Source organism: Streptomyces sp. NPDC048751 (assembly GCF_043198595.1).
Taxonomy (GTDB): Bacteria; Actinomycetota; Actinomycetes; order Streptomycetales; family Streptomycetaceae; genus Streptomyces.
In genome coordinates, this window is record NZ_JBICUX010000030.1 from 16,243 (window position 1) to 41,682 (window position 25,440).

Annotated in this window: 24 protein-coding genes and 2 pseudogenes; 13 read left to right on the top strand and 13 right to left on the bottom strand. The window is 68.3% G+C overall.

The genetic code is table 11. The features are described from left to right. Window positions 1-163: 163 nt before the first annotated feature. The gene (locus ACGFNV_RS45340; protein WP_393631390.1) at window positions 164-1,186 is read left to right on the top strand and encodes an NADP-dependent oxidoreductase; all 1,023 of its coding nucleotides are present in this window, start codon (window positions 164-166) and stop codon (window positions 1,184-1,186) included. A gap of 410 nt (window positions 1,187-1,596) precedes the next feature. Here ACGFNV_RS45340 and ACGFNV_RS45345 read toward each other — a convergent pair whose 3' ends face one another. The 5 genes from ACGFNV_RS45345 to ACGFNV_RS45365 form a co-directional block, all read right to left on the bottom strand. After that, a complete protein-coding gene (locus tag ACGFNV_RS45345; protein WP_393631391.1) occupies window positions 1,597-2,697 on the bottom strand; it encodes a PDR/VanB family oxidoreductase in 1,101 nt (366 codons plus the stop codon). Between the two features lie 23 nt (window positions 2,698-2,720). Further along, window positions 2,721-3,632 (bottom strand): metal-dependent hydrolase, encoded by a 912-nt coding sequence (locus ACGFNV_RS45350; RefSeq protein WP_393631393.1) that lies wholly within the window; start codon window positions 3,630-3,632, stop codon window positions 2,721-2,723. Window positions 3,633-3,714: 82 nt separating this feature from the next. Next, window positions 3,715-4,647 carry an alpha/beta fold hydrolase gene (locus ACGFNV_RS45355; RefSeq protein ID WP_393631395.1) on the bottom strand — a complete coding sequence of 311 codons (933 nt, stop codon included), beginning with the start codon at window positions 4,645-4,647 and terminating at the stop codon, window positions 3,715-3,717. After that, window positions 4,644-5,780, bottom strand: coding sequence for a hypothetical protein (locus ACGFNV_RS45360; RefSeq protein ID WP_393631396.1), 1,137 nt, complete (start codon window positions 5,778-5,780; stop codon window positions 4,644-4,646). Before ACGFNV_RS45360 ends, ACGFNV_RS45355 begins: the two co-directional genes overlap by 4 nt. Window positions 5,781-5,784: 4 nt before the next feature. Next, window positions 5,785-6,696 carry an SDR family oxidoreductase gene (locus tag ACGFNV_RS45365; protein ID WP_393631398.1) on the bottom strand — a complete coding sequence of 304 codons (912 nt, stop codon included), beginning with the start codon at window positions 6,694-6,696 and terminating at the stop codon, window positions 5,785-5,787. Between the two features lie 150 nt (window positions 6,697-6,846). Between ACGFNV_RS45365 and ACGFNV_RS45370 the strand changes: the two genes are divergently transcribed. Further along, the gene (locus ACGFNV_RS45370; RefSeq protein ID WP_393631399.1) at window positions 6,847-7,488 is read left to right on the top strand and encodes a TetR/AcrR family transcriptional regulator; all 642 of its coding nucleotides are present in this window, start codon (window positions 6,847-6,849) and stop codon (window positions 7,486-7,488) included. A 1,070-nt stretch (window positions 7,489-8,558) separates the two neighbouring features. After that, a pseudogene (locus ACGFNV_RS45375) lies at window positions 8,559-8,828 on the top strand (citramalate synthase); the annotation flags it as partial. Window positions 8,829-9,230: 402 nt separating this feature from the next. Here ACGFNV_RS45375 and ACGFNV_RS45380 read toward each other — a convergent pair. Then, window positions 9,231-9,365: pseudogene (locus tag ACGFNV_RS45380) on the bottom strand (IS6 family transposase); the annotation flags it as partial. Window positions 9,366-9,511: 146 nt separating this feature from the next. After that, window positions 9,512-11,776, bottom strand: coding sequence for a M4 family metallopeptidase (locus ACGFNV_RS45385; protein ID WP_393631400.1), 2,265 nt, complete (start codon window positions 11,774-11,776; stop codon window positions 9,512-9,514). A 925-nt stretch (window positions 11,777-12,701) separates the two neighbouring features. On the opposite strand from ACGFNV_RS45385, the gene ACGFNV_RS45390 reads away from it, so the two are divergent. Further along, window positions 12,702-13,211, top strand: coding sequence for a hypothetical protein (locus tag ACGFNV_RS45390; protein WP_393631401.1), 510 nt, complete (start codon window positions 12,702-12,704; stop codon window positions 13,209-13,211). Here ACGFNV_RS45390 and ACGFNV_RS45395 read toward each other — a convergent pair. Together ACGFNV_RS45395 and ACGFNV_RS45400 are read right to left on the bottom strand one after the other, a co-directional pair. Beyond that, window positions 13,188-14,516, bottom strand: coding sequence for a hypothetical protein (locus tag ACGFNV_RS45395; RefSeq protein ID WP_393631403.1), 1,329 nt, complete (start codon window positions 14,514-14,516; stop codon window positions 13,188-13,190). The genes ACGFNV_RS45390 and ACGFNV_RS45395 overlap by 24 nt on opposite strands. A gap of 93 nt (window positions 14,517-14,609) precedes the next feature. Beyond that, on the bottom strand, window positions 14,610-14,822 hold the full coding sequence (locus ACGFNV_RS45400; RefSeq protein ID WP_393631405.1) for a TetR/AcrR family transcriptional regulator C-terminal ligand-binding domain-containing protein: 213 nt from the start codon (window positions 14,820-14,822) through the stop codon (window positions 14,610-14,612). Window positions 14,823-15,036: 214 nt separating this feature from the next. On the opposite strand from ACGFNV_RS45400, the gene ACGFNV_RS45405 reads away from it, so the two are divergent. Together ACGFNV_RS45405 and ACGFNV_RS45410 are read left to right on the top strand one after the other, a co-directional pair. Next, window positions 15,037-15,690 (top strand): hypothetical protein, encoded by a 654-nt coding sequence (locus ACGFNV_RS45405; RefSeq protein ID WP_393631406.1) that lies wholly within the window; start codon window positions 15,037-15,039, stop codon window positions 15,688-15,690. Window positions 15,691-16,434: 744 nt separating this feature from the next. Beyond that, window positions 16,435-16,893: an SUKH-3 domain-containing protein gene (locus ACGFNV_RS45410; protein WP_393631408.1), complete on the top strand. Its 459-nt coding sequence runs from the start codon at window positions 16,435-16,437 to the stop codon at window positions 16,891-16,893. A 21-nt stretch (window positions 16,894-16,914) separates the two neighbouring features. On the opposite strand, the gene ACGFNV_RS45415 is transcribed toward ACGFNV_RS45410, so the two are convergent. Next, window positions 16,915-17,790 carry an IS5 family transposase gene (locus ACGFNV_RS45415; RefSeq protein WP_393631410.1) on the bottom strand — a complete coding sequence of 292 codons (876 nt, stop codon included), beginning with the start codon at window positions 17,788-17,790 and terminating at the stop codon, window positions 16,915-16,917. A gap of 232 nt (window positions 17,791-18,022) precedes the next feature. Here ACGFNV_RS45415 and ACGFNV_RS45420 point away from each other — a divergent pair, with 232 nt between their 5' ends. Beyond that, window positions 18,023-18,709 carry a hypothetical protein gene (locus ACGFNV_RS45420; RefSeq protein ID WP_393631412.1) on the top strand — a complete coding sequence of 229 codons (687 nt, stop codon included), beginning with the start codon at window positions 18,023-18,025 and terminating at the stop codon, window positions 18,707-18,709. A 10-nt stretch (window positions 18,710-18,719) separates the two neighbouring features. On the opposite strand, the gene ACGFNV_RS45425 is transcribed toward ACGFNV_RS45420, so the two are convergent. Further along, window positions 18,720-19,145: a MerR family transcriptional regulator gene (locus tag ACGFNV_RS45425; RefSeq protein ID WP_393631413.1), complete on the bottom strand. Its 426-nt coding sequence runs from the start codon at window positions 19,143-19,145 to the stop codon at window positions 18,720-18,722. Between the two features lie 70 nt (window positions 19,146-19,215). Here ACGFNV_RS45425 and ACGFNV_RS45430 point away from each other — a divergent pair, with 70 nt between their 5' ends. After that, entirely contained in the window at window positions 19,216-20,466 is a 1,251-nt protein-coding gene (locus ACGFNV_RS45430) for an MFS transporter (protein WP_393631414.1), read from the top strand. After that, window positions 20,463-21,464, top strand: coding sequence for an IS481 family transposase (locus ACGFNV_RS45435; RefSeq protein ID WP_393631416.1), 1,002 nt, complete (start codon window positions 20,463-20,465; stop codon window positions 21,462-21,464). The genes ACGFNV_RS45430 and ACGFNV_RS45435 overlap by 4 nt, the downstream gene beginning before the upstream one ends. A gap of 374 nt (window positions 21,465-21,838) precedes the next feature. Here the strand turns inward: ACGFNV_RS45435 and ACGFNV_RS45440 are convergent, their stop codons facing one another. Next, complete coding sequence (locus ACGFNV_RS45440) at window positions 21,839-22,297, bottom strand: Lrp/AsnC family transcriptional regulator (RefSeq protein ID WP_393631417.1); 459 nt, start codon at window positions 22,295-22,297, stop codon at window positions 21,839-21,841. Window positions 22,298-22,464: 167 nt separating this feature from the next. Between ACGFNV_RS45440 and ACGFNV_RS45445 the strand changes: the two genes are divergently transcribed. The 4 genes from ACGFNV_RS45445 to ACGFNV_RS45460 all read left to right on the top strand — a co-directional run bounded on the left by ACGFNV_RS45445 (window position 22,465) and on the right by ACGFNV_RS45460 (window position 25,136). Next, window positions 22,465-23,109 (top strand): AzlC family ABC transporter permease, encoded by a 645-nt coding sequence (locus ACGFNV_RS45445; protein WP_393631418.1) that lies wholly within the window; start codon window positions 22,465-22,467, stop codon window positions 23,107-23,109. Next, window positions 23,102-23,431, top strand: coding sequence for a branched-chain amino acid transporter permease (locus tag ACGFNV_RS45450; RefSeq protein ID WP_393631420.1), 330 nt, complete (start codon window positions 23,102-23,104; stop codon window positions 23,429-23,431). Before ACGFNV_RS45445 ends, ACGFNV_RS45450 begins: the two co-directional genes overlap by 8 nt. Window positions 23,432-23,593: 162 nt before the next feature. Further along, entirely contained in the window at window positions 23,594-24,574 is a 981-nt protein-coding gene (locus tag ACGFNV_RS45455) for an NADPH:quinone reductase (protein WP_393631421.1), read from the top strand. Between the two features lie 79 nt (window positions 24,575-24,653). Further along, a complete protein-coding gene (locus ACGFNV_RS45460) occupies window positions 24,654-25,136 on the top strand; it encodes a RidA family protein (RefSeq protein ID WP_393631423.1) in 483 nt (160 codons plus the stop codon). Between the two features lie 31 nt (window positions 25,137-25,167). Here ACGFNV_RS45460 and ACGFNV_RS45465 read toward each other — a convergent pair whose 3' ends face one another. Further along, a complete protein-coding gene (locus ACGFNV_RS45465) occupies window positions 25,168-25,425 on the bottom strand; it encodes a hypothetical protein (protein ID WP_393631440.1) in 258 nt (85 codons plus the stop codon). Window positions 25,426-25,440: the final 15 nt, after the last annotated feature.

The window sequence follows — 25,440 nt, forward strand, 5'->3', positions numbered from 1 at the left end:
GCGCACTTCCGAACGGCCCCGAGCACGGGTCGCGGCCTGCACCAACGAGGAGCGGCCGCGGCCTGCACCCGGTCACGACCGAGCCGACTGACCACGGCAACCCGGACGTGGCCCTCACCCCCCCCTGAACACCCCCACCAACAACCCGACACCGGGAGGACCCTTGTCAGAGATCACCAGCACCCAGATCCAGCTCGTCTCGCGCCCCGACGGGTGGCCGACGCCCCGGGACTTCCGCACCGTCCAGGTCGATTACGGCCCCCTCAAGCCGGGACACGTCCGCGTCGTCAATGAATTCGTCTCCGTCGACCCGTACATGCGCATGCGGATGAGCGACGTTCCGGGCTGGGCGTTCCCCCTCGGCGAGACGATGACGGGCAGCGCGGTCGGCCGCGTCATCGCCTCCGCCTCCGAGGACCTGCCCGTGGGCACCTGGGTCCTGCACGAGTACGGCTGGCGCGACGTGGCACAGGAGCACGCCGAGGGCTTCCGCATCGTGCCGGAGGCTCCGGGCGTACCCCTCTCGCTCCACCTCGGCATGTTCGGTCTGGTCGGCCTCACCGCCTACGCGGGCCTGACCGCCGTGGCGCGCATGCGCCCCGGCGACACGGTCTTCGTGTCAGGTGCGGCGGGCGCGGTCGGCTCCACCGCCGGCCAGCTCGCCCGCATCCTGGGCGCGGGCCGGGTCATCGGCAGCGCCGGTTCGGCCGAGAAGGTCGCCCTTCTCACCGGGAAGTACGGCTTCGACGCGGCGTTCAACTACAAGGACGCTCCGGTCGCCGCGCAGTTGGCCGAAGCCGCCCCCGACGGCATCGACGTCTACTTCGACAACGTCGGCGGCGACCACCTCGACGCCGCCCTGGCCGCCCTCAACGACGGCGGCCGTGCCGCCCTGTGCGGTGCGATCTCCGAATACAACACGTCCGGACCGGCGCGCCGCCCGCGCCATCTCGCGAACGTAGCCGCACGGTCGCTCACGCTCGAACCGTTCACCGTCGCGGACCACCTCGCCCTCGCCCCCGAGTTCCGCCGGCTCATGACCGAAGGGCTGGGCAACGGCCGCATCGCGTACGACGAGACAGTCGTCGACGGAATCGACCACGCCGCCGACGCATTCCTCGACATGATGCGCGGACAGAACATCGGCAAAATGATCGTGCGCACCAATCTCGGCCAACACGACTGAGTCCCACTCACCTGAAGGCCGAGGCTGCCGAACGCGGTGATCCACTACAGCTCACGTCAGGAACGTGGCCATTACTGCTCCCGCGACCTGGGCAGTCACTGACACAAAGCCAGATGCCTCATCTTGACCGAGACGGAATGTCCAACAGTGTCTCGCTCAAGATGAGGCACCGCAGGTCAGACATCAGGCTGCCTCTCCTCAGTGAGACCGGACAGATACGTCCCTGCACCTTCCACCCCTGTACCGCGTGGGCGGCGACCGGAACCGTGATGGCCACGAAAAGCGGCTGGCCGCCGCGCCGTTGCTGGGTCTCATCGACCAGGCGGTGGGGCGCGCCAAGGGGCGGGTATCAACGCTGCCGCTGAGGTTCCTCGCGGCGACGGCCGCGCAGTACCTGCGCTCGCCGTCGCTCATACCTCCAGCACCAACCGCTCTCCTTCTGGCGCACGCGAGACGCAGGGCAGCATGGCGCCCGCCGCACGTTCGGTGGCCGTGAGCCGACGGTCACGGTGATCGACATGTCCGCGCGCCACCCGTACCCGGCAGGTGCCGCAAAAACCCTGACGGCAGGAGAACGGCATGTCCGGCAGGGCCTCGTGGAGTACATCCAGGGCGGAGCGGTCGTACGGCACCGGCAGAACCCGTCCGGTGTCGCCCAGCTGAAGTTCGAAGGGACGGCCGTCCGTGATCGGAGGCGGGGCGAAACGCTCGAAGTGCAGGGCTGACGCGCGACTACCACCGAACGCGCGCCGAACTCCGTCGATCATGGGCGCGGGCCCGCAGCAGTACACCGCACCCGCCGCTGGGCTCAAGCCCAACAGATCGGCTGCTTCGGGCACGCCGGACTCGTCGTCAGGACGGACGAAGACCCGGCCAGGTGCTGCGGCCGCGAGTTTGGCCAGCTCTGCCGCGAAGGGCATCGAGGCGCGGCTGCGGCCGGTGTGCACGAGCCTCCAGTCCAGCCCGCGTCGGGCGGCTTCCCGGGCTATCGGCAGGATCGGGGTGATTCCGATGCCGCCCGCGATGAGCAGGACGAACGCTTCGGCGGCGAAGGGGAAGGCGTTCCGGGGCGCGGTGACGGCGACCCGCACACCGTCTTTGAGGGTGTCGTGCACCTCGGCCGAACCACCTCCGCCGTCGGCGATGCGGCGCACCGCGATGCGGTAGTGGTACCGGTCGGCCGGGTCGCCGCACAGCGAGTACTGCCGCTTGCGGCCGGAGGTCAGGCGCAGTTCGATGTGGGCGCCGGGCTGCCAGGGCGGGAGTATTGCCCCGTCGGGTGCTTCCAGCCGCAGGGAGATGACATCCTCGGCCTCTTGGTGCCTGGTGGCGACGACCAGTTCCCGGATCGCGGGCATCTCGGTGGCCGGCGGGCGCCCAAGAGGAGAGCCGCGCCGCGCGAGGCGCGTGACCGCGTAGTCGCTGAAAGCCGCCAGCTTCTGCATGAAGGAGTCGCCGCGCGGTCTGCCGTACAGGTCCGGCGGCCGGGTGACGGGTGCGCTGATGTCCACGGGATGCCTCACTGGTCGCCGGCTCATCGGGCCGCGGCTCGGGCGGCAGGGGACGCCGCCAGGTAGGCGACCGCCTGCTGGGTCGAGCCCTCCTGGGTCGGGTGGTACCCGGGGCGGAAGTAGCGCAGCACCGAGCGGGTGAACTCGCCCGGCGGAGGCAACAGGTCCTTGCGTGTCGCGGCCAGGTAGTCGCGGAAGCGGACCTTGACCCGATCGTCGAGTTCGGGGTCGGCGCTCATCAGGAAGCGGACTCCGCGGATCCACAGACGGGTCAGCACCGGAGCGGTAACGAGCATGCCGATCACTCGGCGCCGGTATCGGGGATCGAGGTGCACCAGCAGGTCGAACGCGACCGAGCGGTGTTCGACCTCCTCGGCGCCGTGCCAGCGGAACAGATCGAGCATGGCGGGGTCCGCACCGGCCTGGTCCAGGCGTTCGTTGCTGAGAATCCAGTGACCCATGTACGCGGTGAAGTGCTCGAAGGCCGCTATGAGGGCGAGCCGTTGGAGGAGGTGCGCGTGTGCGGCGGCCGGCGTCAGCTCCGGCCGGTCCCCGAGCACCCTTCGGAAGATCCATTCGGACTGCAGGGTGTACGGAGCCGGGTCAAGACCCTTGGTGAACAGGTGCTCCAGGACCTCCTGGTGCGCCTCGGCGTGCATCGCCTCCTGGCCGATGAAGCCGCGTACGTCCTCGCGCAGCCGGTCATCGGTGATCAGTGGCAGTGCCTGCTCGAAGGTGCGCACGAACCAGCGTTCGAGTTCGGGGAGCATGAGGTGGAGCACATCGATGGTGTGGGTGGCGAAGGGCTCACCCGGCAGCCAGTGCAGCGGGGTGGTGCTCCAGTCGAAGGTGACGTCCCGGGGTTGCAGCACCAGGTCGTGGTGGTCGACGGGCTCGGACGGACTCTCCCGGTGGGCACGTGCGGCTCGGAACATGACAGGTTCCTCCTGCGTCAGCGATCGAAGTGTGGGAAAGGGCGGTCAGGCAGTCGTCCAGTACTGCCGGCCTGTTGGTCCGTCAGATCGGGTTCGCGGTGTGGTCCGGGCTGAGGCCGGAGCCGTCTTCGACGCGGTGGGCGAATTCCGCGATCCGGGAGGCGACCTCCTCGGGGTGGCTGAGCTGTACCCAGTGCCCGGCGTCGATCGGGCGCCGTTGTATCTGGCGCGTCCAGTGCTCCACTCCGTACGAGAGCACCGGGGTGACGCAGAAGTCGCGCGTGGGGATGATGAGTTGGATGGGGACGGTGGTCGGCCGGTCGCGGGGGCGCAGCAGGCGGGGCAGCATGTTGGCACGGTAGAGCGCGGTGCCGGACACGGCGTCGCGGGCCAGCGTCCGCGCGGGGTAGAGGGTGTGCCAGGGCATGCCCTGGGAGCCGGTGAGGAAGGCGCGCCAGCGGTGTCCCAGTGCTCTCCAGCTCAGGGCGGGCAGCAGCGGAAGGTGGAAGAAGGCGACGTACCAGGACCGTGCGCCCTGCCGGAGCATCTTCGGCAGATCCGGATGCCGCGGCCGCACACGGGCCCGGATCAGGTGGCCGACGTGGTCCAGGCAGGGTCCGGAGATGGAGGTGAACGAGGCGATTCGCCCGGCCAGGCGGGTGCCGGTGACCGACTCCCAGGTGTGGATCGATCCCCAGTCGTGTCCGACCAGGTGCACCGGGCGGCCGGGGCTCACCGCGTCGAGAACCGCCTCCAGGTCGGCTTCCAGGCGGGACATCTGGTAGGCGCGCAGGCCCCTGGGCCGGTGGGAGGCTCCGGCTCCCCGCACGTCGAAGGCGGTGACGTGGAAGCGGTCGGCCAAGCGCTCGGCGACGGGGTGCCACACGGCGCTGGTGTCCGGATAGCCGTGCACCAGCACCACCGCAGGGGCCGTGGACGCTCCCCATTGGTAGGCGGCCAACTCCACGCCGTAGGCGCCGTCCACGACGATTCGGCGGGCGGCCGGGCCGGTCACCGGCCACCACTGGCTGCGGTCAACTCGCCGTAGTTCAGACCGCCGTGGAAGAAGCCGGGCTGCACCGGCCAGTGCCGCTTGAAGGTCGCCAGTTCCGAGGAGGGCAGGATCTGCAACCAGCGTGGATCGCGTCGGCTGGGGTCGGCGAGGGTCTTCTCCTTGACCATGGAGTCGTACTGGTCGAGAGAGTCCTCCAGGGTGTTGGCGTTGGGCACCACCTCCCGGCCGTAGAACGCGGCGTGGCGGCGCACCCCGGGGATGCGGGAGAGCTCGGGCTGCCAGTTGTCGGCCGAGATGCCGTTCTCGGAGGAGACCCACACCCCGTCGGGGGTGTTCAGCACCAGGGAGTGGTTGCCGTCCGTATGGCCGGGGGTCCACAGCAGACTGACGCCGACACCGAGTTCCACATCCCCGTCGAAGGCGGTGACGCGCTCGGGCGGTACCCCGTCCATGCCTCCGTCGACGTACCAGGCCCACTGCATCGGATGCGTCGATTCGAAAGTGCCCAGTTCCCTGCAGTGCACCAGCAACCTGGCGCGTGGGAACAGCGCTTCGCGGGGCGCCCGTTCGCCGGGAATGGTGCTGCTGCTTCCCATGATCATGCGCACGTCCTGGACGTGCAGGTGGTCGAAACTGACGAAGTCCACGTCCTCGGGCCGCAGACCGCAGGAGGGCAGGACTGTGTCCGGGTCCTGGTAGTAGCGGGTGAAGACGTGCTCGGTGAGAAAGTCCCCCGCTAGCCGCTTGAGCTGGGCGTAGAACGGCGCTTGAGCCGATCCGGCGGCGACGGTCGGCTCCCACACCAGTGTTTTCAGCTCACCGTCGAAGCCGTCGAACTGCACGACGAGCATCCGGTTGACGATGCTCACGAACGGGTTGACGGCGAGCGCGGCGCCGTGGAAGCCGAACCGGGTCGGGTACGGGGCGGCGGCGATGTCGAAACTGCGGACGGCGTGGATGCGGCCCTGCTGGACGAACCGCTCACGGTAGGCGGCCGCGGCGCTGCGCACGGCGCGCAGCCGGTCACCGCGGGGCCATACGTCGTGGACCCCTTCGAATTCGGGGATGGGACGCGGAGCGGCGGCGTCCTGGGCCTTCTCCGCGCTGGGCGCCGACTTGGGCGTGGTGGTCACGGGCTCAACTTTCGGGATGGCGGGCGGTCCGGGTGCGCTGCTCGTAGGCCGCACGGACCGACCGGTCCGACAGGGCGGCGAGCTGGTCGGGGACAAGGAAGTGATGCAGGGCGTCGCGGGCACGGCCCGGCAGCAGCGCGGCCAACCGGGTAAGGGCGGCCACCTGGCGGGGAACGAAGACCTCGAACCGCGGCCGCAGCACGACATCGAGCACCGCGTCGGCCACCTGGTCTGTGGTCAGGCGCGGGGTGCGGCCGGACGCGGTGCCCACGGCCAGCTCGGTGTCCACGACGCCGGGCATCACCAGGGACACCTGCACGCCGGTGCCGCGCAGTTCGGCGCGGACGGCGGTGCTGTAGCCGTGGACGGCGTGCTTCGTCGCCGCGTAGGTCGCCTCACCGGCCGGGGCGACCTTGCTGGCGGCGGAGGCGATGTTCACGACGTGGCCGCGGCCGCGCTTCCGCATCTGCGGGATCACGAGTTTCATCCCGCGCAGTACGCCGTGGACGTTGACGTCGAACTGGCGCAGGGCGGCTTCCTCCGGTTCCTCCTCGAAGGGGCCCACCCACATGATTCCGGCGTTGTTGATCAGTACGTCGATCGGCCCGAGCCGGGTCTCGACGGTGCGCAGGAAGTCTTCGAAGGAAGGTGTGTCGGTGACGTCGAGAGACAGCCCGAGCAGCCGGCCACCGCAATGCGTGCCGATGGCGTCGGCCGTCTCGATGGCAAGCTCCACGTCGAGATCGCCGATCGCCACCTCGGCTCCGGCAGCGGCGAGCCTGGCTGCGACGGCGCGCCCGATTCCGCGGCCCGCCCCGGTGACCGCGATCACTTTGCCGGTCAGCGGTTGTGCGCGGGGAAGCCTGTCGCGGTCTCTTCGGCTGGACGTGTGCGGGTCTTCGGGCGGTGCTGCCACGGTCGAGCCCCTTTCCTGCCCTGAGCATGAGCGGAACGCCGAGCGGCAAGCGGCCCACGCGTGTCTGACACGATGCCATGTCAGATGAACTGACAAGCTAGAGTGTCAGTTCGGAGCACACCGGTGTCAACACCTCTGCGAAGGGGAAAAATGACCGGCACACAGACCGCCGGGCGGCGCTACGGCGGACGCGACGCGGCGCAACGACAGCAGGAGCGCCGCACCCGCCTCATCCAGGCGGGCCTCGACCTGTTCGGCACGGCCGGATACGCCTCGGTCTCCGTCAAGCAGGTGTGCTCGCACGCTGGACTGACCGAGCGCTACTTCTACGAGTCGTTCCGCGACCGCGAAGACCTTCTCGCCGGGGTCTACAACGAGCTGGTCGCCACTATCACCGTCGAAACCGCGCAGGCCGCGGCCGCTGCCGCCCCCAATGTCGACGCCCAGCTGCGCGCCGGCCTCGAGGTGTTCATCCGCGCACTGGCAGGCGACGCCCGCACGGCCCGCCTGGTGCTCATCGAGGTCGTGGGCGCCAGCCCCCGCCTCGAAGTACGGCGCCGTGAGGTCCTGCACGAATTCGCCGCAATGGTCGCAGGCGTCGTCGGACCGCTCCCTGGCCCGGAAGCGTCCTCCAGCCGACTCACCATGACCGCGATGAGTCTGGTCGGCGGAGTCAACGAACTCCTCGTGGACTGGACGCTCGGCCACCAGAACGCCACCGTCGAAGAACTGATCGACCTGTGCCACACCCTGTACATCGCGGCCTACCGAGCCATTAGCGATCAGCCCTGATCACACAGGCCCGGATTCCTTCAGGAGCTTCTGCACCGGACGGCAGCCCACGCCCTCTGCTCACCGGCCAAGCACACTCGGCGGCCTGTATCAATCAGGGAGGCTGACGAGACCCGTCCTCGTGGGTTCACCGATTGCGTGGTGGGGATGCCAAGGTCCACGGCCGTTTTGCTGCTCGTGGCCCCGATCGAGATGGCGGAGCTTGCCCTCGGCGCCAGCCAGGCTGACCTGGAGACCTCCGGACCCGCTTCTCCGGGTTACTGGAACCTCCGCAGGCGCGGAGGCGGTTCTGCGGCCACCAGTCAGTAGCCCCTCCGCGTGCAGCATTTTGAACGAATGCAAGTAGATGGGACGGTACGAAAGAACCTAGTCGGTGGACTCTCGACGCGGTACTCACCGAGATGCCACCACCACGCCGTGCCCGCATCTTCGATGAGGGCGAACGCGGCCTGCTGCTGGTCGCCCAGCTTGCTGCGAACTGGGGCACGCGGCACAGCCGCGAGGGAAAGGTCATCTGGGCGGACAGTCCCTCAACCAGCGGGAGCCTCGGGCACGGTCGGTTCGACTCCTGTAGCGAGAAGGGCGCTCCCTTCGGGAAGGTGCCAAGCTGCTCGTGCTCGGGCAGGTGACCTCGGGTCAGGCCAACACCGAGTCCTGGAATCCCATCCCTCAATCAGCACCCCCACCAGTTGCGATGCCCGCCTCGATGGCGGCACGCCACGGCCGACTTCGTGGTGTCCGGTCGTCCACATCGCGCGTTCACGCTGCCTTGTGGGCTGATGCCGCTGAAGGATTCCGCTCCCCTCACCGACCTGACCAGGTGCTTCCCAGATGTTGAGACTCCTCTTCCTGCGGTGACGCCGGCGGGTGAGAATCCCTCTCATGCTGTGCCAGCTCATTATTAGCGGCAGCGTGCCGGCAGCGAGGTGACCGGGAGGAGACCCCTCTCAGGCAACCCACTGCCCGCACGCAGACCTCTCGCGCTCCGCGAGGGGTCTTTTTGTTTGCGCCACCAGCGACTCGATCAAGTCCCCTTGGCCCACAGGCCCGGCAGACAGGAACACCCGGACATGGTTCACGAGACCTTCCACGTCTTCGACACCACACTGCGCGACGGCGCGCAGCGCGAGGGCATCAATCTGACCGTCGCGGACAAACTCACCATCGCTCGGTACCTGGACGACTTCGGCGTCGGCTTCATCGAAGGCGGCTGGCCCGGGGCCAACCCCCGGGACACCGAGTTCTTCGCCCACGCCCGCCACGAACTCGACCTGGAACACGCGCAGCTGGTCGCCTTCGGCGCCACCCGCCGCGCCGGCATCAGCGCTGCAGAGGATCCCCATGACACCCCTCATCCACTTCTCGCCCTTGGCGTTGCCGACGTTCGGGTCCCATTCGCCGCCCTGGCCGCCGTCGCCTCCGGCGTTGCCGTGCGCTGCTCGTCCGCCGTTTCCGCCGGCGCCGTGGGAAGCGTGAAGTGCGCGGGCAAGTGCAAGGTGACCAAGAGCACCTTCCCGTCTCAGGTAATGAGCCAGAGCAAGGAGGCGGTGGGCCAGTTCTTCCTGGACACGACCATTAGGACCTATCCAAAGGGAGATGTCGGCGAGGGGCAGGCAACGGCCTCGTGGAACTTCACGAAGCCGGGAGCGACCCCGAGCAACCCGCTCACCCTGCCGACTACGCCGGTCCGTTGCGACAACGCCCTCCCGGGAACCACGAAGCCCGGTTGTGTGATGCCGTACATCCCAGATCGTCTCGTAGGAGACGACGATCCCACGCTCGAGCATGAGTTCGCGGAACGACAGCGGGAAGCGGAAGTACAGCCACACACATTGGGAGATGACCTCGACCGGGTACCGGTGACCCTTGTGCAACAGCGACGCACTCCCCGCGGACGACCCCTCCCAGCCTGATCGACCCGGAGATCATTCCACCGGTCAGCCAACGTGACAGTGCCGGCCGGGCCGCCCGTCGCCCCGGTGGTCCGGGTGCGACGGGCGGCTGCAGTGCCGAGAGGAGAGGGTCAGAAGCTCAGGCTCCAGCCGTCGAGGTATCCGGGGTCGACGGTGAAGATACCGGGGGTGTTGTCGTGGACGCGCAGCTTCCATGTGCCGTCGGCGGGGACCGCGGAGGCGTCGACGGTGTACGTCTCGTGCAGTTCCGTGCCGGTGTCCCAGACGAAGTTCTTCACCGGGATCACCGTGCCGTCCTGCGCGACCAGTTCGATGACCTGGCCGCCGATGAAGTCGTGGACGAGATCGACGCCGACCTTCAGATCGCGGGGGGCGTTTCCTTCCCGGCCGGTGACGGTGATGGGAGACTCGACGACCGCCCAGTTCGGGATGTCGACCCGGGCCGGGTTGGTGAAGAAGGCGCCGCCGGAGGCCAGCACGGTCCAGCGGAAGGACAGGGCACGGGTCTGCGCCGCGGAGTTCGTGATGGTGATGACCGTGGTGAAGTCACCGGCCGTGGTCGGCGTGCCGCTGACCGCACCGGTGGCGGTGTCGATCGACAGTCCGCCGGGCAGACCGGTGGCGGCGTAGGTGAGGGCACCCGGGCGGGTGGACACCGCGTCGATCCTCAGGCCGGTCGGCTGGCCGACCGCCGACTTCTGGGCGGGCGGCACCGACGCGGCGATGTTGTTGACGTACGACGGGCCCACGTTGACGGCCGCCCAGGCGTTGCCGACGGCCGTGTAGACATCGTTGTCCATGCCGAACAGATCGGCCGCGGCCCGCAGGGTGGCGGTGCGGGCTCCCGCGTAGTCGGTGCGGCTGGTCATGTAGACGGTCAGCGCTCGATACCAGATGGCGGTCGCGTTGTGCAGGCCGATGCCGGCGAGCGGCTTGCCGTCGTAGGTGGGGCTGTCGTAGTCGATGCCGTGGATGGTCTTCTTGCCGCTGCCCTCGGCGAGCAGGTAGAAGAAGTGATTCGCCACGCCCGAACTGAAGTGCGGGTCCAGCTTCTTCGTCTCGGGGGTCCAGTAGTCCTGGGAGGTGCCCTTCGAGGAGGCGTCCTTGGAAGGGTGGTCCATGTAGCGGATCGGCTTGCCGGTGCCGCGCAGGTCGATCAGCTCGGCCATCCGGTAGTCCGGCGTGTCCTTCGGGTTGTCTGCGAAGAACTCCACGGCCGCGGCCATGATGTCGCTGGTCGCCTCGTTCAGGCCCCCGGACTCCCCGGCGTAGTACAGGTCCGCGGTGGCGTGGGTGACGCCGTGGGTCATCTCGTGGGCGGCGATGTCCATGGAGGTGACGGGCCTGGCGTTGTCCAGTCCGTCACCGTAGGTCATGCAGAAGCAGAGGTCGTCCCAGAAGGCGTTGGCGTAGCCGCTGCCGTAGTGGACCCTGGAGCGGGCGCCGACGCCGTCGTCGGCTATGCCGTTGCGGCCGAACCGGTCCTTGTAGAAGTCCCAGGTCCGCTGCGCGCCGTAGGCGGCGTCCACGGCCGCCGTTTGGCGGTCGGCCGGCGTCCCGTCGCCCCAGTGATCGTCGTCGTCGGACAGCAGGCTCTGCGCGCCGTTCGCGGCGATGTCGTACGTCCTGTGCCCACCGCGCTGCGGATCGGTGAGTTCGTAGGTGTTGCCGTTGTGGACCGAGCCGATCTGTACGCGTCCGCTGTACCGGCTCTCGCCCTCGCCAGTGTGAATCTGCTCGACGCTCTCCAACTGCTTGCCGGTCGCGGCGTCGGTCACGACCTGCCGGCGGCTCGGCGTCCCGTCGTCCTGTACGCCGGTGACGACGGATTCCCAGGCCAGGGTGGTCTTTCCGGCCTCCGCCCAGACGACGAGGCGTGGTGCCCCGGCCGAGGTGGCCCTCTCGGTCCCCTCCGCCTTTCCGATGGCCAGAGCGGACCTCTTGGCTGTCGCGGCCGGGAGGGTGGCCTTGGTCGTCGGCACGGACACGGCCCTCGGCGATGCCTTGGTGGCGGTCAGGGACTCGCCCCGCTCGTGGACCACCAGGTCGCCGCCACGAACGGGCAGTCCGGCGAAGGTCCGCTCGTACCGCGTGTGCACCGTGCCGTCGGCGTCCTTGACGACGTCCCTCGGTACCAGCTTCTCCCGGTCGCCGAGCTTCAACCGGCGGGCGGTGGTGGTGCTCTCGTCGGCTGCGGCGCTGAGCATCCGGTCCCGCTGAGCGGGGGAGAGTTCGACGGTGTCAGCGCCGGGGCGGGGGTCCGCCGCGATCTGCCGCGGAGCCCGACCCTGGTCGGCCGCGGTCGCGGTGGTGACCGTCGCGGGGAGCGCCGATAAGAGGAGAGCGGCCGCCGCCACGCGTCTGCGCGGGACCACTCCACGGCGGGTGGTACGGGATTCGGCGGGTGATGTGCCCCTGACAACGCGCGGGCTGTTCGTCACTCCAGCAGCTCCTTTGGGTCGGCCGCTCGGTGACGGCCGGTAGGGCAGACCCGGAGCAGGAAGCTCCGGTGGGCGAAGGTGCAATGCCCGGGCAACGCGCAGATCGTTTCAACAAGTGAAGACGATGTCATCGATGCGGGAACTGTTGTCCGAAAGCTGGCGACCGTTGGCTGACTGACGCACGGTCACGGGCCATGCGCAACAAGGCAGTTCACGCGGTGGCAACACCGCTTTCACCTGTGATGATTGCGGCGTCTCATTGCTCGGTCGGTCGGCTGTCCGGTCCAGGAGTCACCCCGACTGTCGAGGCGGCTGGTGTGCCGCGCCGCGCATAGCTGTAAGAAGGTGAAGTGAAGGGATCGAGAAAACCCCTGGTTCTTCGATGTCTTGACGGTTGCTGCTCGTCCCTGGAACGGGGCGCGGTGGCCGTACGCCCGGCTCGGCGCCTCGCCGACCTTGCCCGTCCGCAGCGCACGAAGGTGGAGATCTCGGCCGTTCAGTACGACTCTCCGGGACGTGGCGACCGCTCTAACCGCTCGCCGAACAAGGAATGGACATAACACGTGAAAAGATGTGAATGTCCCTTGAAAATGATCAAATTGGACGCGCACCGCTAGAACTGCGCCCGCGTACGCGAGGGAAAATCACCCGCCCGGGCGCCACTGCGAGCGCCGACCGAGCCGCCATCGCCATCGCCATCGAGGAGGCGACAGACGCTGGGCCGCCGGTGACCGCCCGCCCGGCGGGACGGCTCCCAAAGTCGCCGCGCCGCCCGGCGGGATGACGAGGGCCACGGCGCGCACTGCGCCCTGGCCACGGCGTACTCAGGTGCTCCGATGCCATCAACCGGAAGGCAGCCATGAGGCTCAGCAAGCAGCAGGAGAAGGAAGCGACGCCGGCGAACTATGGCTACCCGGGAGACCTGTGGTATGCGATGGCCCGTCTCCACGCAGCCCACCCCGAGCCGGTCGGCCACAGCGTGCCGTTCGAGCGGCCGCCGGCGCTGCTGTCGATCGCGGAGCCGGACGATCTCGTCCTCGCGGCGCGGGTGGGACTGTCCGGGAAAGAGACGATGGGCCACCTTCACGACCTGATCGATACGGTGACGCGCGGCCTCGCCGGGGGCAGTCGGATCGGCGACTTCGCTCTCGTGCCCCACGTCGTGCTGGAGGTCATGGTCGGCAAGCGGCAGGAACTGGCGCTGCACACCGGCCACGTCGCAGGCCTCACCCAGCTCCTGCGGGACTCCATTGGCACTCTCGGTGCCCGCAGCACACCAGGGGGCGGCCAGTGCTTCCACTGCGAGGGGACCGGGCGTGCCCGCCCGCTGTGGGAGCGGTCGCGGTCAGCCGGCTACGACGTCGCGTAGTTCCCGTACGGCGCGCTCGCGGTGGTGCTGGGCGGGGATCGCCTCGTACAGGTCCAGGGCGCGGCGGCGGACCAGGCCGGTGCGGTAGTCGCCGGGTAGTCCGGTCAGGGCGTCGACCGCATGGCGGCACGCCTGCTCGGTGTCGCCGTCGTGATGGGAGCAGGCGGCGGCGTCGATGGTCAGCAGGGTGCGGGTCATGGTGCTGGTCGGCGCGGACAGTTCCAGGGCGCGCTGCTGACTCTCGTTCGCGCGGCGGGTGTCTGCGAGCGTGGTGAAGGCGTGGCTGAGGTGGACGTGGTGTTTCTGCTCGCCGTACGTCAGCCAGGTGTCCGACCGCTCGCCCTCGGGGAGCCGTTCCATGAGGGCGTCGGCGTCGGCGAGAGCCTGGCCGGCCTGCTCGCTCTGGTGGTTGAGGGCGTAGGCGCGGGCGGCGACCGCGGCCGCCAGCGTCGCCGCAGCGGTCGGCCGGGTACCGGCGATGCGGCGGGCCTGTTCGGCGAGGCTGGCCGCTGCCCTCGGAGCGCCGTAGTTGAGCGGCACCATCGCCTCCCGGGCGAGGACCCAGGCATGCAGCTGCTGGTCGCCGGATTCGGCGGCGGCCCGGGCGGCGGTGGCGAACCACGCGCGGGACTCCTTCCGGCTGCCCAGGTCGTGAAAGACGATCGCGGTCATCCCGGCCATCTGCCCGGCCGTCCGGCACAACCTGGCCCGGACCGGTGCGGGCTGCGGGATGGTGAGCAGCGGGCGCAGACCGGCGAAGTCCGAGACCAGATCGGCCAGGACGCGGGTGGGGGCTTGGCCGTGGTAGCCGTACCCGTAGCTCTCGGCTGCGGCCTCGAGGTCGGCCAGGTCCTGGGGCGTGTCGGGGGAGAGGGTCTGGTCGACGTCGGTCCGGGCGGCGGTGAGGGCGGCGAGTGCCGGGGCGGTGAGGCCGGCGGCGAGCGCGCCACGCAGCATGTTGCGACGCTTCATCGGGTCATCTCCATGGGCGGACTCCGTGCCGAGGGCGGCGGTGTTCTCCCAGGGTTGCGCAGCGAGCCCCAGGAGGGCACCGGGAATGCGCAGACCGCCGGAGATTCGCTCGACAGTTGCCAGCGCGGTGACAGCTGCGGTGCCCCGGGCGATCTGGCTGACTCGCTCGGACTTGAGCGCGCACGCCTCCGCGATCCGGTTGTAGGAGATCCCCTCGTCGTGCGCCATGGCGAACACCGTGGTGAAGTCGCGCTCGCGCAGGGCCCTCACGAACGTGGGGTCGGCCAGCAGACAGTGCGGCATCTGGGCGGGTGACGGCGGTAAGTCGTCCACAAGTTTCCCTGAAAGCTCGTGGAATGACGCTGCGTCAGCCTGATGACCATACCCACCATGGGGGCCCACTGACGGGGTTATCGCCGGCGCCTGCTACACGCCGGTGCCCAGGAGTTCGGCAGGGTCGGTGTCCGCAGGTAGTTCGCCGCGCTCAATGGCTCGGGTGACAACGGGTTCCGCCCGCCGGAACCGGTCGTCGAAGAGGGCATGCTTGACTTCGGCGAACTGGGTGGCGTGTTCATTGGCGAGCCGGTCGACGAGGCGACCGCAGACCGGGCAGTGCACGTCGCACTGGCCGCTGCGCACGCAGGCGTGTTGCCAGCACGAGGCTGCGGCAGCTTCACATACAGGCCTGGAAAGTCCCTGGCGGCGGGGGTGGGGCTGCCCTAACCCGCCACGCAGGGGAGGCTGGCCTCGCGTCCGCGATGGTTCCAAGCGCACCGGCCTGCTGCACCTTGCCCGCACTTTCAGGCTCCGCGCTCCCCATGTGAGGAGCCGAGCTGCTCATGCGGGATACGGCGTGGCCGCCGTGCTGTCGTGCGCGGCCGTCGCTTTACTGTCCTCGCCTTGCACCGTCGAACGCCGTCGGCAGCATGCGTTGCTGCGGCTCTCGTCGCGGCTGGACAAGCTCGACCTCTTACTCCACCTACTTCAAGGAGAAAGAACACTGATACGCAAGACCATGATCGCTGTCGGCCTGGCCTCTTCCGCCCTCGCGTTAGGCATGTGGCTGGCCAGTCCAGCTGCCGCCACGACGGGCAAGTCTGAGTTCACCGTTGTCTACCCGGACCAGAAGCCGCGCACGACGTTCTGGGTGGAGAACGTCGGCGCGTGGAGCGGGAACATGACCGGCAAGTCGGTGGTCTATTGGCAGGTCATCGACGACCAGGTGCCGTTCACCAGCTTCAAGATCACGACGCGGATCGAGGAACGCCTTACGCGTACCTCCGAAGACCACGTCGTGACCAGCAAGACGTGCGACTTGACCGAGATCGTCAACGATCACGCTGCGTGGTGGCGGGACGATACGGCGAACATCTGCGTCGCACCGCCCGTGACCTATGACGGTGAGTTGTATTGGTCGTCGGACGCCACCGTCGTCTACGACCTCGTAGGCGACGGCAAAGGCCCCATCACCCAGGAGCTGGATGGCTCGCCCCTCATCCACGGCTGAGAATCTGAGCAGTACGCCCTGCCCTCGCCGTTGGCCCATGGCTCCCCAATGGCGATGAAACCTTCCCCCAGGTCGGCTGCCTGCCGCAGCGTTGGCGCTGCGGCAGTCGGCTCGCTGTGCCATGACCCCACCTCGCGCACCTAGAAAGGGGCGTTCCCAGTCGGGAGCGCGCAGCCGCCCAGACCGGATACGGCGTGGCCCCACCGCGGCACGCCCGCCGGCATCATGAGTCGCTGCCGTTCTTCGCCCATACCGCTCGAGCAGCCGGCATTCCTCACACTCGCGTGTGCCCAGCAGTGCCCGGCGCATCGCAGGCGCGAGTGATGTCATGACCAGTTCAAGCACTGCGTCATCCGCCGCAACCGTCTCCTCCGTTTCCGGGGGAGCAGCTGTGGCGGCCTTCTTCTGTTCAAATCGGAAGGAAGGAACCGATGGTGAGAAAGCCGAAATGGCCGACGTACAGATCGCTGCCGTCGCCTCGACAGCTGTCCTCGTCAGCCTATTACAGGCTGCACCCGCGACGGCCGCAACCGACAACGCTCCGACTAGGCCGTGTATCGAAAGCGGATCTTGCACTGTGGGTGATCGCGGTTCGGAGGGTAGGGAGATCTCACGGACGAGCAGCGGGCCGTGCTGGAGCCGTTGGTTCCGAAGAGCGCGAACGCGGTTGACCGCCCGTCTGTCTTCCCCGTATGTACAAGGTGAGGCGTGGGTGCCCGACATGCTCAGAGAGGGGCACAACGGATGAGTTTCGAGCACCGCAGAGCTAGGGAGGAGTCCCTTAGCAGGGCATTCGCCGGTGCCTTGCGCGTCGAGTGTGGTCACGTGGATGTCGAGGCAGCCCGCCTGGCCTACCAGGATGCGGGTTTCGACGCCACCGACAAGCTCGTGGCGTTCCTCGGGAAGTACGGCGAGACGACGGTCTTCTGGCCGTCCCATGTCACCGGGGACGAGACCTCGCTGACGATCTCGGTCGGGGAGGCCACAGAGGCGTTCGCGCCGAACGTGCGGTACTTCGAGAAGCGCCTCGGCATGTCCGCCCAGCCGGTGGGCATCGCCCTCTCGACCGAGGAGATGGTTCTCCTCGCGGAGAACGGTGACATCGTCTTGGGCGGTGACGCAGGAGTTCAGCGAGTCGGGCACGGGTTCGAGGAAGCCGTGCGGGCCCTGATCTCGGGCGACTGGGACATGACGTTCTTCTAGTCGCCGCACCACTGGTGCTGATCACAGCCACTCGTTGATAGCTGCGATGAGGACGGCCGCCTCGTAGCGGACCGCCAGTTTGTCGTAGCGCGTTGCGACGGCGCGGTGCCTCTTGAGGCGGTTGATCCCGCACTCGACTGCGTGGCGCTGGCGGTAGTCGACCGGGTCGAAGTGCGGCGGCCGGCCGCCGCGGGAACCGAGCTTCCGGCGGTTGCGCGCCTGGTCAGCTTTGTCCGGGATGGTGCATCGGATCCCGCGTCGGCGCAGGTAGGCGCGGTTTCTGCGGGAGGCGTACGCCTTGTCCGCCCGCACCCGACCGGGACGGACGCGTGGCCGACCCGGCCCGATGCGGGGCACGCGGACCTTTGCCAGTACGGGTTCGAACTGCGGCGAGTCCCCGCGCAGTCCTGCCGTGACCACGATCGCCATGGGTTTCTGACCTTGCTCGACGGCCAGGTGCAGCTTGGTGGTGAACCCGCCGCGCGACCGCCCCAGCCCATGATCACAGGGCTCGGTGAAGATGCCGCCCGGTGGCTGCTTCTGCAGGTGGCCCTGCTTGCGGGCCCCGGCCGCATGCTGATGGGCACGGCACACCGTGGAGTCGACGCTCAGGTCCCAGACGATCGCGCCTTTCGCGTCGGCCAAGGTCTGGAGCCGAGTCAGTATGCGGTGCCAGATGCCGTCCCGCTGCCACCGACGGAAGAGGTCGTAGACCCGGCCCCACGGCCCGTATTCGACGGGAACGTCCCGCCATGGAACACCGGTCCGGACCCGAAACCGTATGCCGTCGATCAGCTGCCGCCGAGGCCAGACAGGCGGTCGCCCCGCCTTCATCCCCTTCGGCAACAACGGCTCCAGCACAGCCCACTGCTCGTCCGTGAGATCTCCCCGACCCATGGACCGTGATCATTCACAGCCCGAGATCCACTTTCGACACACGGCCTAGTGATCTCTCACCTGGTGCCGCTGGGCGACCGGAGCTGACCCAGCTCGCAGGCGGTTCTCGGTTGACGACATCACGCGCGGAAGCTCAGTAATTAGCCTGGACGCGGCGCCGACAGAGGGAGTGACAGACCTGATGAACCCCTTGGAACCGGATCCCTCTCCCGCGTCTGCGACATTTCCCATCGTGCCCGCGACAAATCCCGACGGCGGCTGGGGTGCGCGGCGGACTCCGCTGCCCGCGCCACCGCTCGATCTCGGCCCCGCGCAGTGCGACGGAGGCTTCGACTACGTCGCACTGCGCACGTTCGTGATGTCCACGCTGCCACCCGAGGAGCGTCGAGCCCTGCGCGAAGGGCTCGCCCCCGACGAACGGGCCCGCCTCACCGCGGGGGCGGCGGGCCCGGAAGGAGAGCGCCTCCTCACGGTCCGCGCGGGGCTGCGGCTGCTCCTCGGGCAACTGCTGGACGCCGACCCAGGGGCCGTCGTCATGGACGACGGCCCCTTTCCGCACTGCGGTCGGCTCCATGGCTGCAGTGCGTCCTCCCCGGCCGGCCGTCGACTGCACTTCGCCACTGCCGGGCGAGAGGATCTCGTCGTGTACGCGGTCAGCCGCTTCCCCGTCGGGCTCGGGCTCGCCGTGACCGACGGACCCGACCGCGAGGCATGGCTGCGGGGCCGCAAGCCGGCCCGGCTCGCCGCGGGCCGGCAGGCCGTGGCCCGGGGACGGAGTTCCCGTCCCCGGGACGGTTTGGTGCAGTACATCGTGCGTTACGTCGATACGGCGCCGGAGTACCGCTGCGTCGTATCGGTGGTGTATGAGGTGCCTTCCCACAAGGACGCCCCCATTTCCCTGGACCCGGCGACCGACTAGGTGTTGCGGGTCATGACGTTGCTGACACCACCGACGGGGAGTTCGGTGTTCCGTGAGAGCTGCCAGGCGCCAGCGCTCGGCATTGTGAGACTTCAGTCAGGTACTCGCTCATCGCATCACGGTTGCGGATGAGTACCTCGATCCGCTCGGTGAGCCGGTCCCGCTCGGCGGCGAGCAAGGCCAGCATCTCCGGTGTTGCATCGGGAAAGTGGATCGATCGAGGTTTGTCCAGGCACGGAAGGATCTGCTTGATGATGCGAGTGGGGAGCCCCGCGTCCAGCAGGCCACGGATTTGGTTGACCCGGTCCACGTAGCGGTCGTCATACTCCCGATACCCGTTCGCGCCCCGGTCCGGGACAATCAGCCCCTGCTCCTCGTAGTAGCGAAGTAGCCGACGGGACGCACCCGTCAGTCGCGACAATTCACCGATCCTCACACCCGCCGAAGGTACTCGGCGCACCTCGACTTGACCATCACATCTATGTGAAGGTTTCAAGATTCGGTCCATGACCACCACGTCTTCTGACACACAGTCTCGTAGGCGACGGGTCGGCCTGCCATGGTCGGCGCTGTTGGCACTGGGGACTGCCGTCTTCATCACGAGCTTGACGGAGACTCTGCCTGCCGGTGTGCTGCCCGAGATGTCGGCCTCGCTGGGCACCAGTTCAGGTGCTACCGGCCAGGCCGTCACCGTCTATGCGGCCGGTACGGCGTTGACCGCGATCCCGCTCGCCACGGCGACAGCATCTGTTCCGCGGAAACCACTGCTGCTCGGCGCCATGGTCGTCTTCCTGGTGGCCAACACGCTGACTGCGGCTGCACCGGGATACATCGTCCTGCTTGCGGGCCGGTTCCTCGCCGGCGTGGCCGCGGGCCTGGCGTGGGCGATCCTCGCCGGCTATGCCCGTCGTATCGCACCTGCCGGCATGGAGGGGCGCGCCATCGCGGTGGCGATGACCGGGATCCCCGTGGCGTTGTCCTTGGGAGTTCCGGCCGGCACGCTGATCGGTGAACAGGTGGGATGGCGGGCGGCGTTCGGCGCTGTCTCCCTGGTCACTCTTGCCGTCATCGGCTGGATCAGCGTGTCCGTCCCCGGCGTGGGGCAACCCGCCGTCGAACAGGCTGGCACCAACCGTTCGGACCCCGCACCGGAATCAGCGAAGTCGCCCCTGCGGCAGACCCTGGCGGTGCCTGGTGTCGCGCCGATCATGGTCACGGTCACGACGTTCGTTCTCGGGCACACGATCATCTATGCCTACGTCGCTCCCTACCTACGGCACGCCGGGCTCGGGTCGGCGACCGACGCGGTTCTCCTTGCTTTCGGTGTCGCATGCCTGGTGAGTATTTGGTACGTCGGACGCCATGTCGACCGCCGGCTACGGACTCTGATGGTCACCGGCGCGGTGCTGTTCACTCTCGCCACCGCAGCTCTTGCTGTCACCACAACGCATGCGATCGTCTGGGTCGCCGCTGTTCTTTGGGGCCTGGGGTGGGGCGGTGCCCCGACCTTGCTGCAAACCGCAGCCGGACAAGCCGGAATGCGGCGCAGCAGCGCTGCCGCTGACACCGCGCAAGCCGTCCTCGTCACCCTCTGGAACGCCGCGATGGCCCTTGGTGGCATCATCGGCGGTCTCCTGCTGCAAAACGCGGGCGTCACCGTGGTCGCCGTGTCAGCCGCCGCCCTCGGGGCAGTCAGCCTGCTCATCGTCGCCGGGGCCCGACACCACGCATTCCGCAACGCTCAGGCCACGCCATGACCCACGCCAACGCACCCCTGAGTGTTGAAGGACGCCGGCGTCTGGTCAAACGTTGCCGCACTCGGCCCATCGCGCACGTCGCCGCAGAGATGGGCATCTCCAGGGCGACCGCATCGAAGTGGGTCAATCGCTACCGCCACCACGGCGAGCTTGGGCTACACGACAGAAGCTCGACGCCACATCGCCAACCGACTGCGACCGCGCCCGACATGGTCGCGAGAATCGAGAAGATGCGGCGTACCGACAAGTGGTCAGCGGCCCGCATCGCCCACGAACTCGCAGCAGATGAGACCCAAGTCTCCCGACGTACGATCAGCCGCCACCTGGCCGACCTTGGACTCAACAGGCGCAAGTTCATCGACCCGAGCGGCGACACCAACCGTGAACCACAGAAGATCGTCGCCCGGCGGCCTGGCCACATGGTGCACGTTGATGTGAAGAAGGTCGGCAGGGTTCCCGACGGCGGTGGCTGGCGCGTCCATGGACGCGGAAGCGCCAAGGCTAAAGACGCCGAGCGCTCGAAGAGGAAGACCAAGGGCGGCGGCTACGTCTACCTCGATTCCGCGATCGACGGCTACTCCCGCCTCGCCTACACCGAAGCCCTCCTGGACGAGAAAGCCGCTACCGCGATCGCGTTCATGCACCGAGCACGAGCCTGGTTCGCCGCCCACGGCATCACCCACATCGAGCGGATCGTCACAGACAACGGTGCCTGTTACCGAGCCGACGCGTTCGCCCGGGCTGTCCTGGGGGCGCGGCATCAACGGATCACTCCATACACGCCCCGGCATAACGGGAAAGTAGAGCGCTACAACCGGATCCTCTCCGAGGAGTTCCTCTACGCCCGCACCTGGACATCCGAAAACCAACGCCGAGAAGCCCTCGCGGTCTGGAACATCCACTACAACTACCACCGCCCCCACAGCACAGCGAACGGGCATCCGCCAGCATCGCGGCTACGCGAAGGCGTCAGCAACGTCATGGCCTCCTACACCTAGGCAGCCGCTACGAGGCCGTCACCAACTGCCGACTTCTACTGACCACACTCGAGCAGGTCAGGTGACAGGCAGCCAGCCGATCTCCCGAAGCCACCACAAAGAAACTCATGACGAGGTGCCATCCTCACCAAACAGAGGCACCTCCTGGACGTGACGTCGGCGCGGATGCGGTGAGGGCGGGCCGGGTGCCGCCACCGTCCGGCGCTGTCGCAGGCGACGTCGATGTCGACTTCCATCACGACCTCCGGCTGCACCAGGACGGCTTCCAGGGTGCGCTGCGTTCCCCACCCTGCGCTTTCTCTGCCAAGTTCAGCGTGTTGAGCTGACAAGGCTTTGCGGGCCCGGGTGATCGACCCGTGACAGCCGGGGTGCGCTCACCGGCGGGGCTTGATCTGCTTCATGGTCAGGCGGGATTCGAGGCGGATGCCGACGGGCAGGCCCTTGAGTTTGTCCATGAGGAAGGCTTCGTAGGCGGCATGATCGGCGACGGCGACGCGGATGAAGTAGTCGGGGCGGCCGAACATGCGGCGGAACTCGACAACCTCCTCATAGGAGGCCACCGCGTCTTCGAACTGCTCGACGGCCTGGCGGTCCTTGGCGTTGAGCTCCACGTCGATGAGGACCTCCAGACCACGGCCCAGCGCCTGGGGATCGACGACGGCCCGGTACCCGGTGATCACGCCCGCCTCTTCCAGTCGCTTGACCCGGCGCAGGCACGGCGGTGGGGTCAGGCCGACCCGCTTGGCCAGCTCGACGTTGGTCAGCCGCCCGTCCCGACTCAGGTGAAACAAAATTTCTCGATCAAGCCCATCGAGGCGTACTTCAGTGCTCACACAGTGATCATAGAGCGTGAATCGGCAACCATGTGAGGCATGATGCCAAATATCATTGCTCCATGCATATAAGCCCTGCCGTTGTCGCTGGCGGATCTCAGCCCGCGCCCGAATCGCCACCCGGGCCGGCCTGTGAGGCACGTGCGGCGTTCAAGGAGTCCCTCGGGGTGGGCCTGGCGTTCGTCCCGCTCGGACTCGCCCTGGGGGCGCTCGCGTCACAGGCGGGCCTGGACTGGTGGTGGGCGGGTCTGTCGGCGGCGCTCATCTACGGTGGGTCGTTTGAGTTCCTGCTCATCGGACTGGTCACCGCCGTCACCCCACTGGCGTCCATCGCCCTGTCCGCGTTCATGGTCAACGTTCGGCACGTCTTTTACGCGTTGTCCTTCCCCCTGGACCGGGTGAACGGCCGTCTGGGCAAGACGTACGGCGCCTTCGCCATGACCGACGAGGCGTACGCGCTGACCACCACGGATCAGGCCCGTTCCTGGTCCGGCCGGCGCATTCTGTGGCTCCAGTTCTTCCTGCACCTGTACTGGGCGGGTAACGCGACCGTCGGAGCGCTGCTCGGCTCCCTCATCCCCGAGAGCGTCACCGGCCTGGACTTCGCCCTGACCGCCCTGTTCGCCGTCCTCGCTCTGGACGCCGTCCGGGACCTGCGCGGCGACCTGCCCGTTCCCGTGCTGGCAGTGCTCAGCGCCCTGGCCGCGCGCCTCCTCTTCCCGGACGAGATGCTCCTGGCCGCCTTCACGCTGTTCACCGCCGCCCTTCTGGCCCGCCATCGCATGACCGGCAGGAAGCCGAGCCATGCCTGACACCCGCTACGCCGTCGCCGCCGTCCTGGTCTCCGCCGCAGTCACCTGGGCCCTGCGTGCCCTCCCCTTCGCCGCGCTCACCCCGCTGCGCAACAGCGCGACCGTCCAATACCTCAGCACCCGCATGCCTGCCGGCGTCATGCTGATCCTCCTGGCCTACTGCCTCCGCGACCTCCCCCTCACCCACGCGAGCACCCTCGCTCCCCTGGCCGCCCTGAGCACCACCGTCGGCCTGCACCTGTGGCGCCGCAACGCCCTGCTGAGCATCCTCGGCGGCACAGCCGTCCACGTGCTCCTGACCAGCACCGTCTTCACCCGCTGAGGACCGCCCAACGTGGATGCCAAGCCCTGGGGATGTCGCCTTCCGTGTCGCAGACAACAGGCCCGGTCCCTGAAGGTGACCATGCACCAGCGGCACGCCTCCCGGCGATCCAGCATGGCCGGTGCCCCACTGCGCCCATGACCAAACAGGAAGAGCTTGTTCATGTACGGAATCCAAGCGTCCGAGTTCGGCTCGGAGAACGTCCTCGCCTACACCGAACTGCCCGCACCACAGCCTCAAGCTGGCCAGGTCCGGGTGCGGATGCACGCCGCCGGCGTCAACCCCGCCGACACATACATCCGATCCGGGACATACGAGTTCTTCCGGCCGGAACTGCCCTACACACCGGGATTCGACGGTGCGGGCGTCGTTGACCAGGTCGGCGCCGGTGTGGACACGGTCAAGCCCGGCGACCGGGTGTTCGTGGCAGCTCTGGGCACGCCCGGGTGCACCGGCACCTACGCCGAACTGACCGACGCCGACGCCACCGCGGTTCACCCCCTGCCGCCCAGCCTGTCCTTCGCACAAGGCGCGGCGGTCGGCGTCCCCTGCGTGACGGCCTGGCGCGCACTGTTCCAGCGAGCCCGACTGCAGCCGGGCGACACCGTCTTCATCCACGGCGCGAGCGGCGGCGTCGGCCTTCACGCCACCCAACTCGCCCACGCCGCCGGAGCCGTCGTCATCGGCAGCGCGAGCACCCCGGCCGGAGCCGACCTGGTCCGCGCCGCCGGGGCCGCACATGTCCTCGACCACGGATCGGCCGGATACCTGGACGAACTGACGCGCATCACCGACGGCCAAGGCCCCTCGGTGATCATCGAGATGGCAGCGCACCTGAACCTGGAAAAGGACCTGACCGCCCTGGCCACCGCAGGCCGCGTGGTGATCGTCGGCAGCCGAGGCAGCCTGGACTTCAGCCCGAGACTCGCCATGGTGAAAGAGGCCACGATCCTCGGCCTCGCCCTGTGGAACGCCACCCCCGCAGAAACGACCGACGCCCTCACCGGGGTGGCGGCACGCCTGCGCGAAGGCGCCCTGGTCCCAGTCGTCGGCGACACGCTGCCCCTGCGCGAGGCCGCCGCAGCCCACCGCCAAGTCCTGGAACAGGGGACCCGAGGAAAGCTCGTACTGATCCCCGAATGACGCCGGCCTCGCCCCGCCCGCGCCCCACGCCCCGCTGACGGCACAACTCAGCTCATGCTGCTACCGAAAGGTGAGTTCCATGGAAGACCCCCGCAACGCCTCCACCGTCGAGTCGCGACTCAACGCGCTGGGCCACACCATCCCGGTCCCGCCGACGCCCCGAGCCAGCTACACGCCCGGCAAAGTGATCGGCGACAAGCTGTACCTCTCCGGCCAGATTCCCTTTGTCGACGAGGTCCTGGCGGCGACCGGCAAGCTCGGTGACGACGTGACGGTGAAGGAGGGCCAGAAGCTGGCCGCTCGCGCCGCCCTCAACGCACTCGGTGCCGCACGTCAGGTACTGGGAACACTCGAAGGCGTATCCGTCGCGAACCTCAACGTCTTCGTCGCCTGCGCCCCCTCCTTCGCGGAGCACCACATCGTTGCCAACGGAGCCAGCGATGTCCTGACAGCTGCGTTCGGACCCGACGAGGCAATCCCGCGGACTGCGGTCGGCGTCCCCAGCCTTCCCCTCAATGCCCCGGTTGAGATTCAGCTACTGCTCACCATCGCGGCCGCTTAACTGGCACGTATCCATCCCTGCTCGATCCGCTTCAACACGTCGATCCAACAGGGAACGCCGAGAACGACCAGCCTGTCCACGGATGACCGCGTCGCCCCGGAGCGAGCAGACCGGCGACCGACGCACCTGCCGCCCGGGCGAGGGTGGTGGTGCGGCCGACGTACTGAAGGCGGCCTTCGTCGTCGTACCTGCCGAGCAGCAGCGTGCGGGGAACGGCCAGGGAACCGGTGATCGCGCCGACGATCGCCTCGCTCGTCTCGAGGACCTGGTATTTCTGCCAGCCCCTCACTGACGGGCGGTAGGC

Coding starts and splice junctions, on each gene's coding strand:
- ACGFNV_RS45350 (WP_393631393.1), bottom strand. CDS start 3,632: ATGTTCCGAGCCGCACGTGCCCACCGGGAGAGTCCGTCCGAGCCCGTC.
- ACGFNV_RS45370 (WP_393631399.1), top strand. CDS start 6,847: ATGACCGGCACACAGACCGCCGGGCGGCGCTACGGCGGACGCGACGCG.
- ACGFNV_RS45390 (WP_393631401.1), top strand. CDS start 12,702: ATGAGGCTCAGCAAGCAGCAGGAGAAGGAAGCGACGCCGGCGAACTAT.
- ACGFNV_RS45410 (WP_393631408.1), top strand. CDS start 16,435: ATGAGTTTCGAGCACCGCAGAGCTAGGGAGGAGTCCCTTAGCAGGGCA.
- ACGFNV_RS45415 (WP_393631410.1), bottom strand. CDS start 17,790: ATGGGTCGGGGAGATCTCACGGACGAGCAGTGGGCTGTGCTGGAGCCG.
- ACGFNV_RS45430 (WP_393631414.1), top strand. CDS start 19,216: ATGACCACCACGTCTTCTGACACACAGTCTCGTAGGCGACGGGTCGGC.
- ACGFNV_RS45435 (WP_393631416.1), top strand. CDS start 20,463: ATGACCCACGCCAACGCACCCCTGAGTGTTGAAGGACGCCGGCGTCTG.
- ACGFNV_RS45450 (WP_393631420.1), top strand. CDS start 23,102: ATGCCTGACACCCGCTACGCCGTCGCCGCCGTCCTGGTCTCCGCCGCA.
- ACGFNV_RS45455 (WP_393631421.1), top strand. CDS start 23,594: ATGTACGGAATCCAAGCGTCCGAGTTCGGCTCGGAGAACGTCCTCGCC.
- ACGFNV_RS45460 (WP_393631423.1), top strand. CDS start 24,654: ATGGAAGACCCCCGCAACGCCTCCACCGTCGAGTCGCGACTCAACGCG.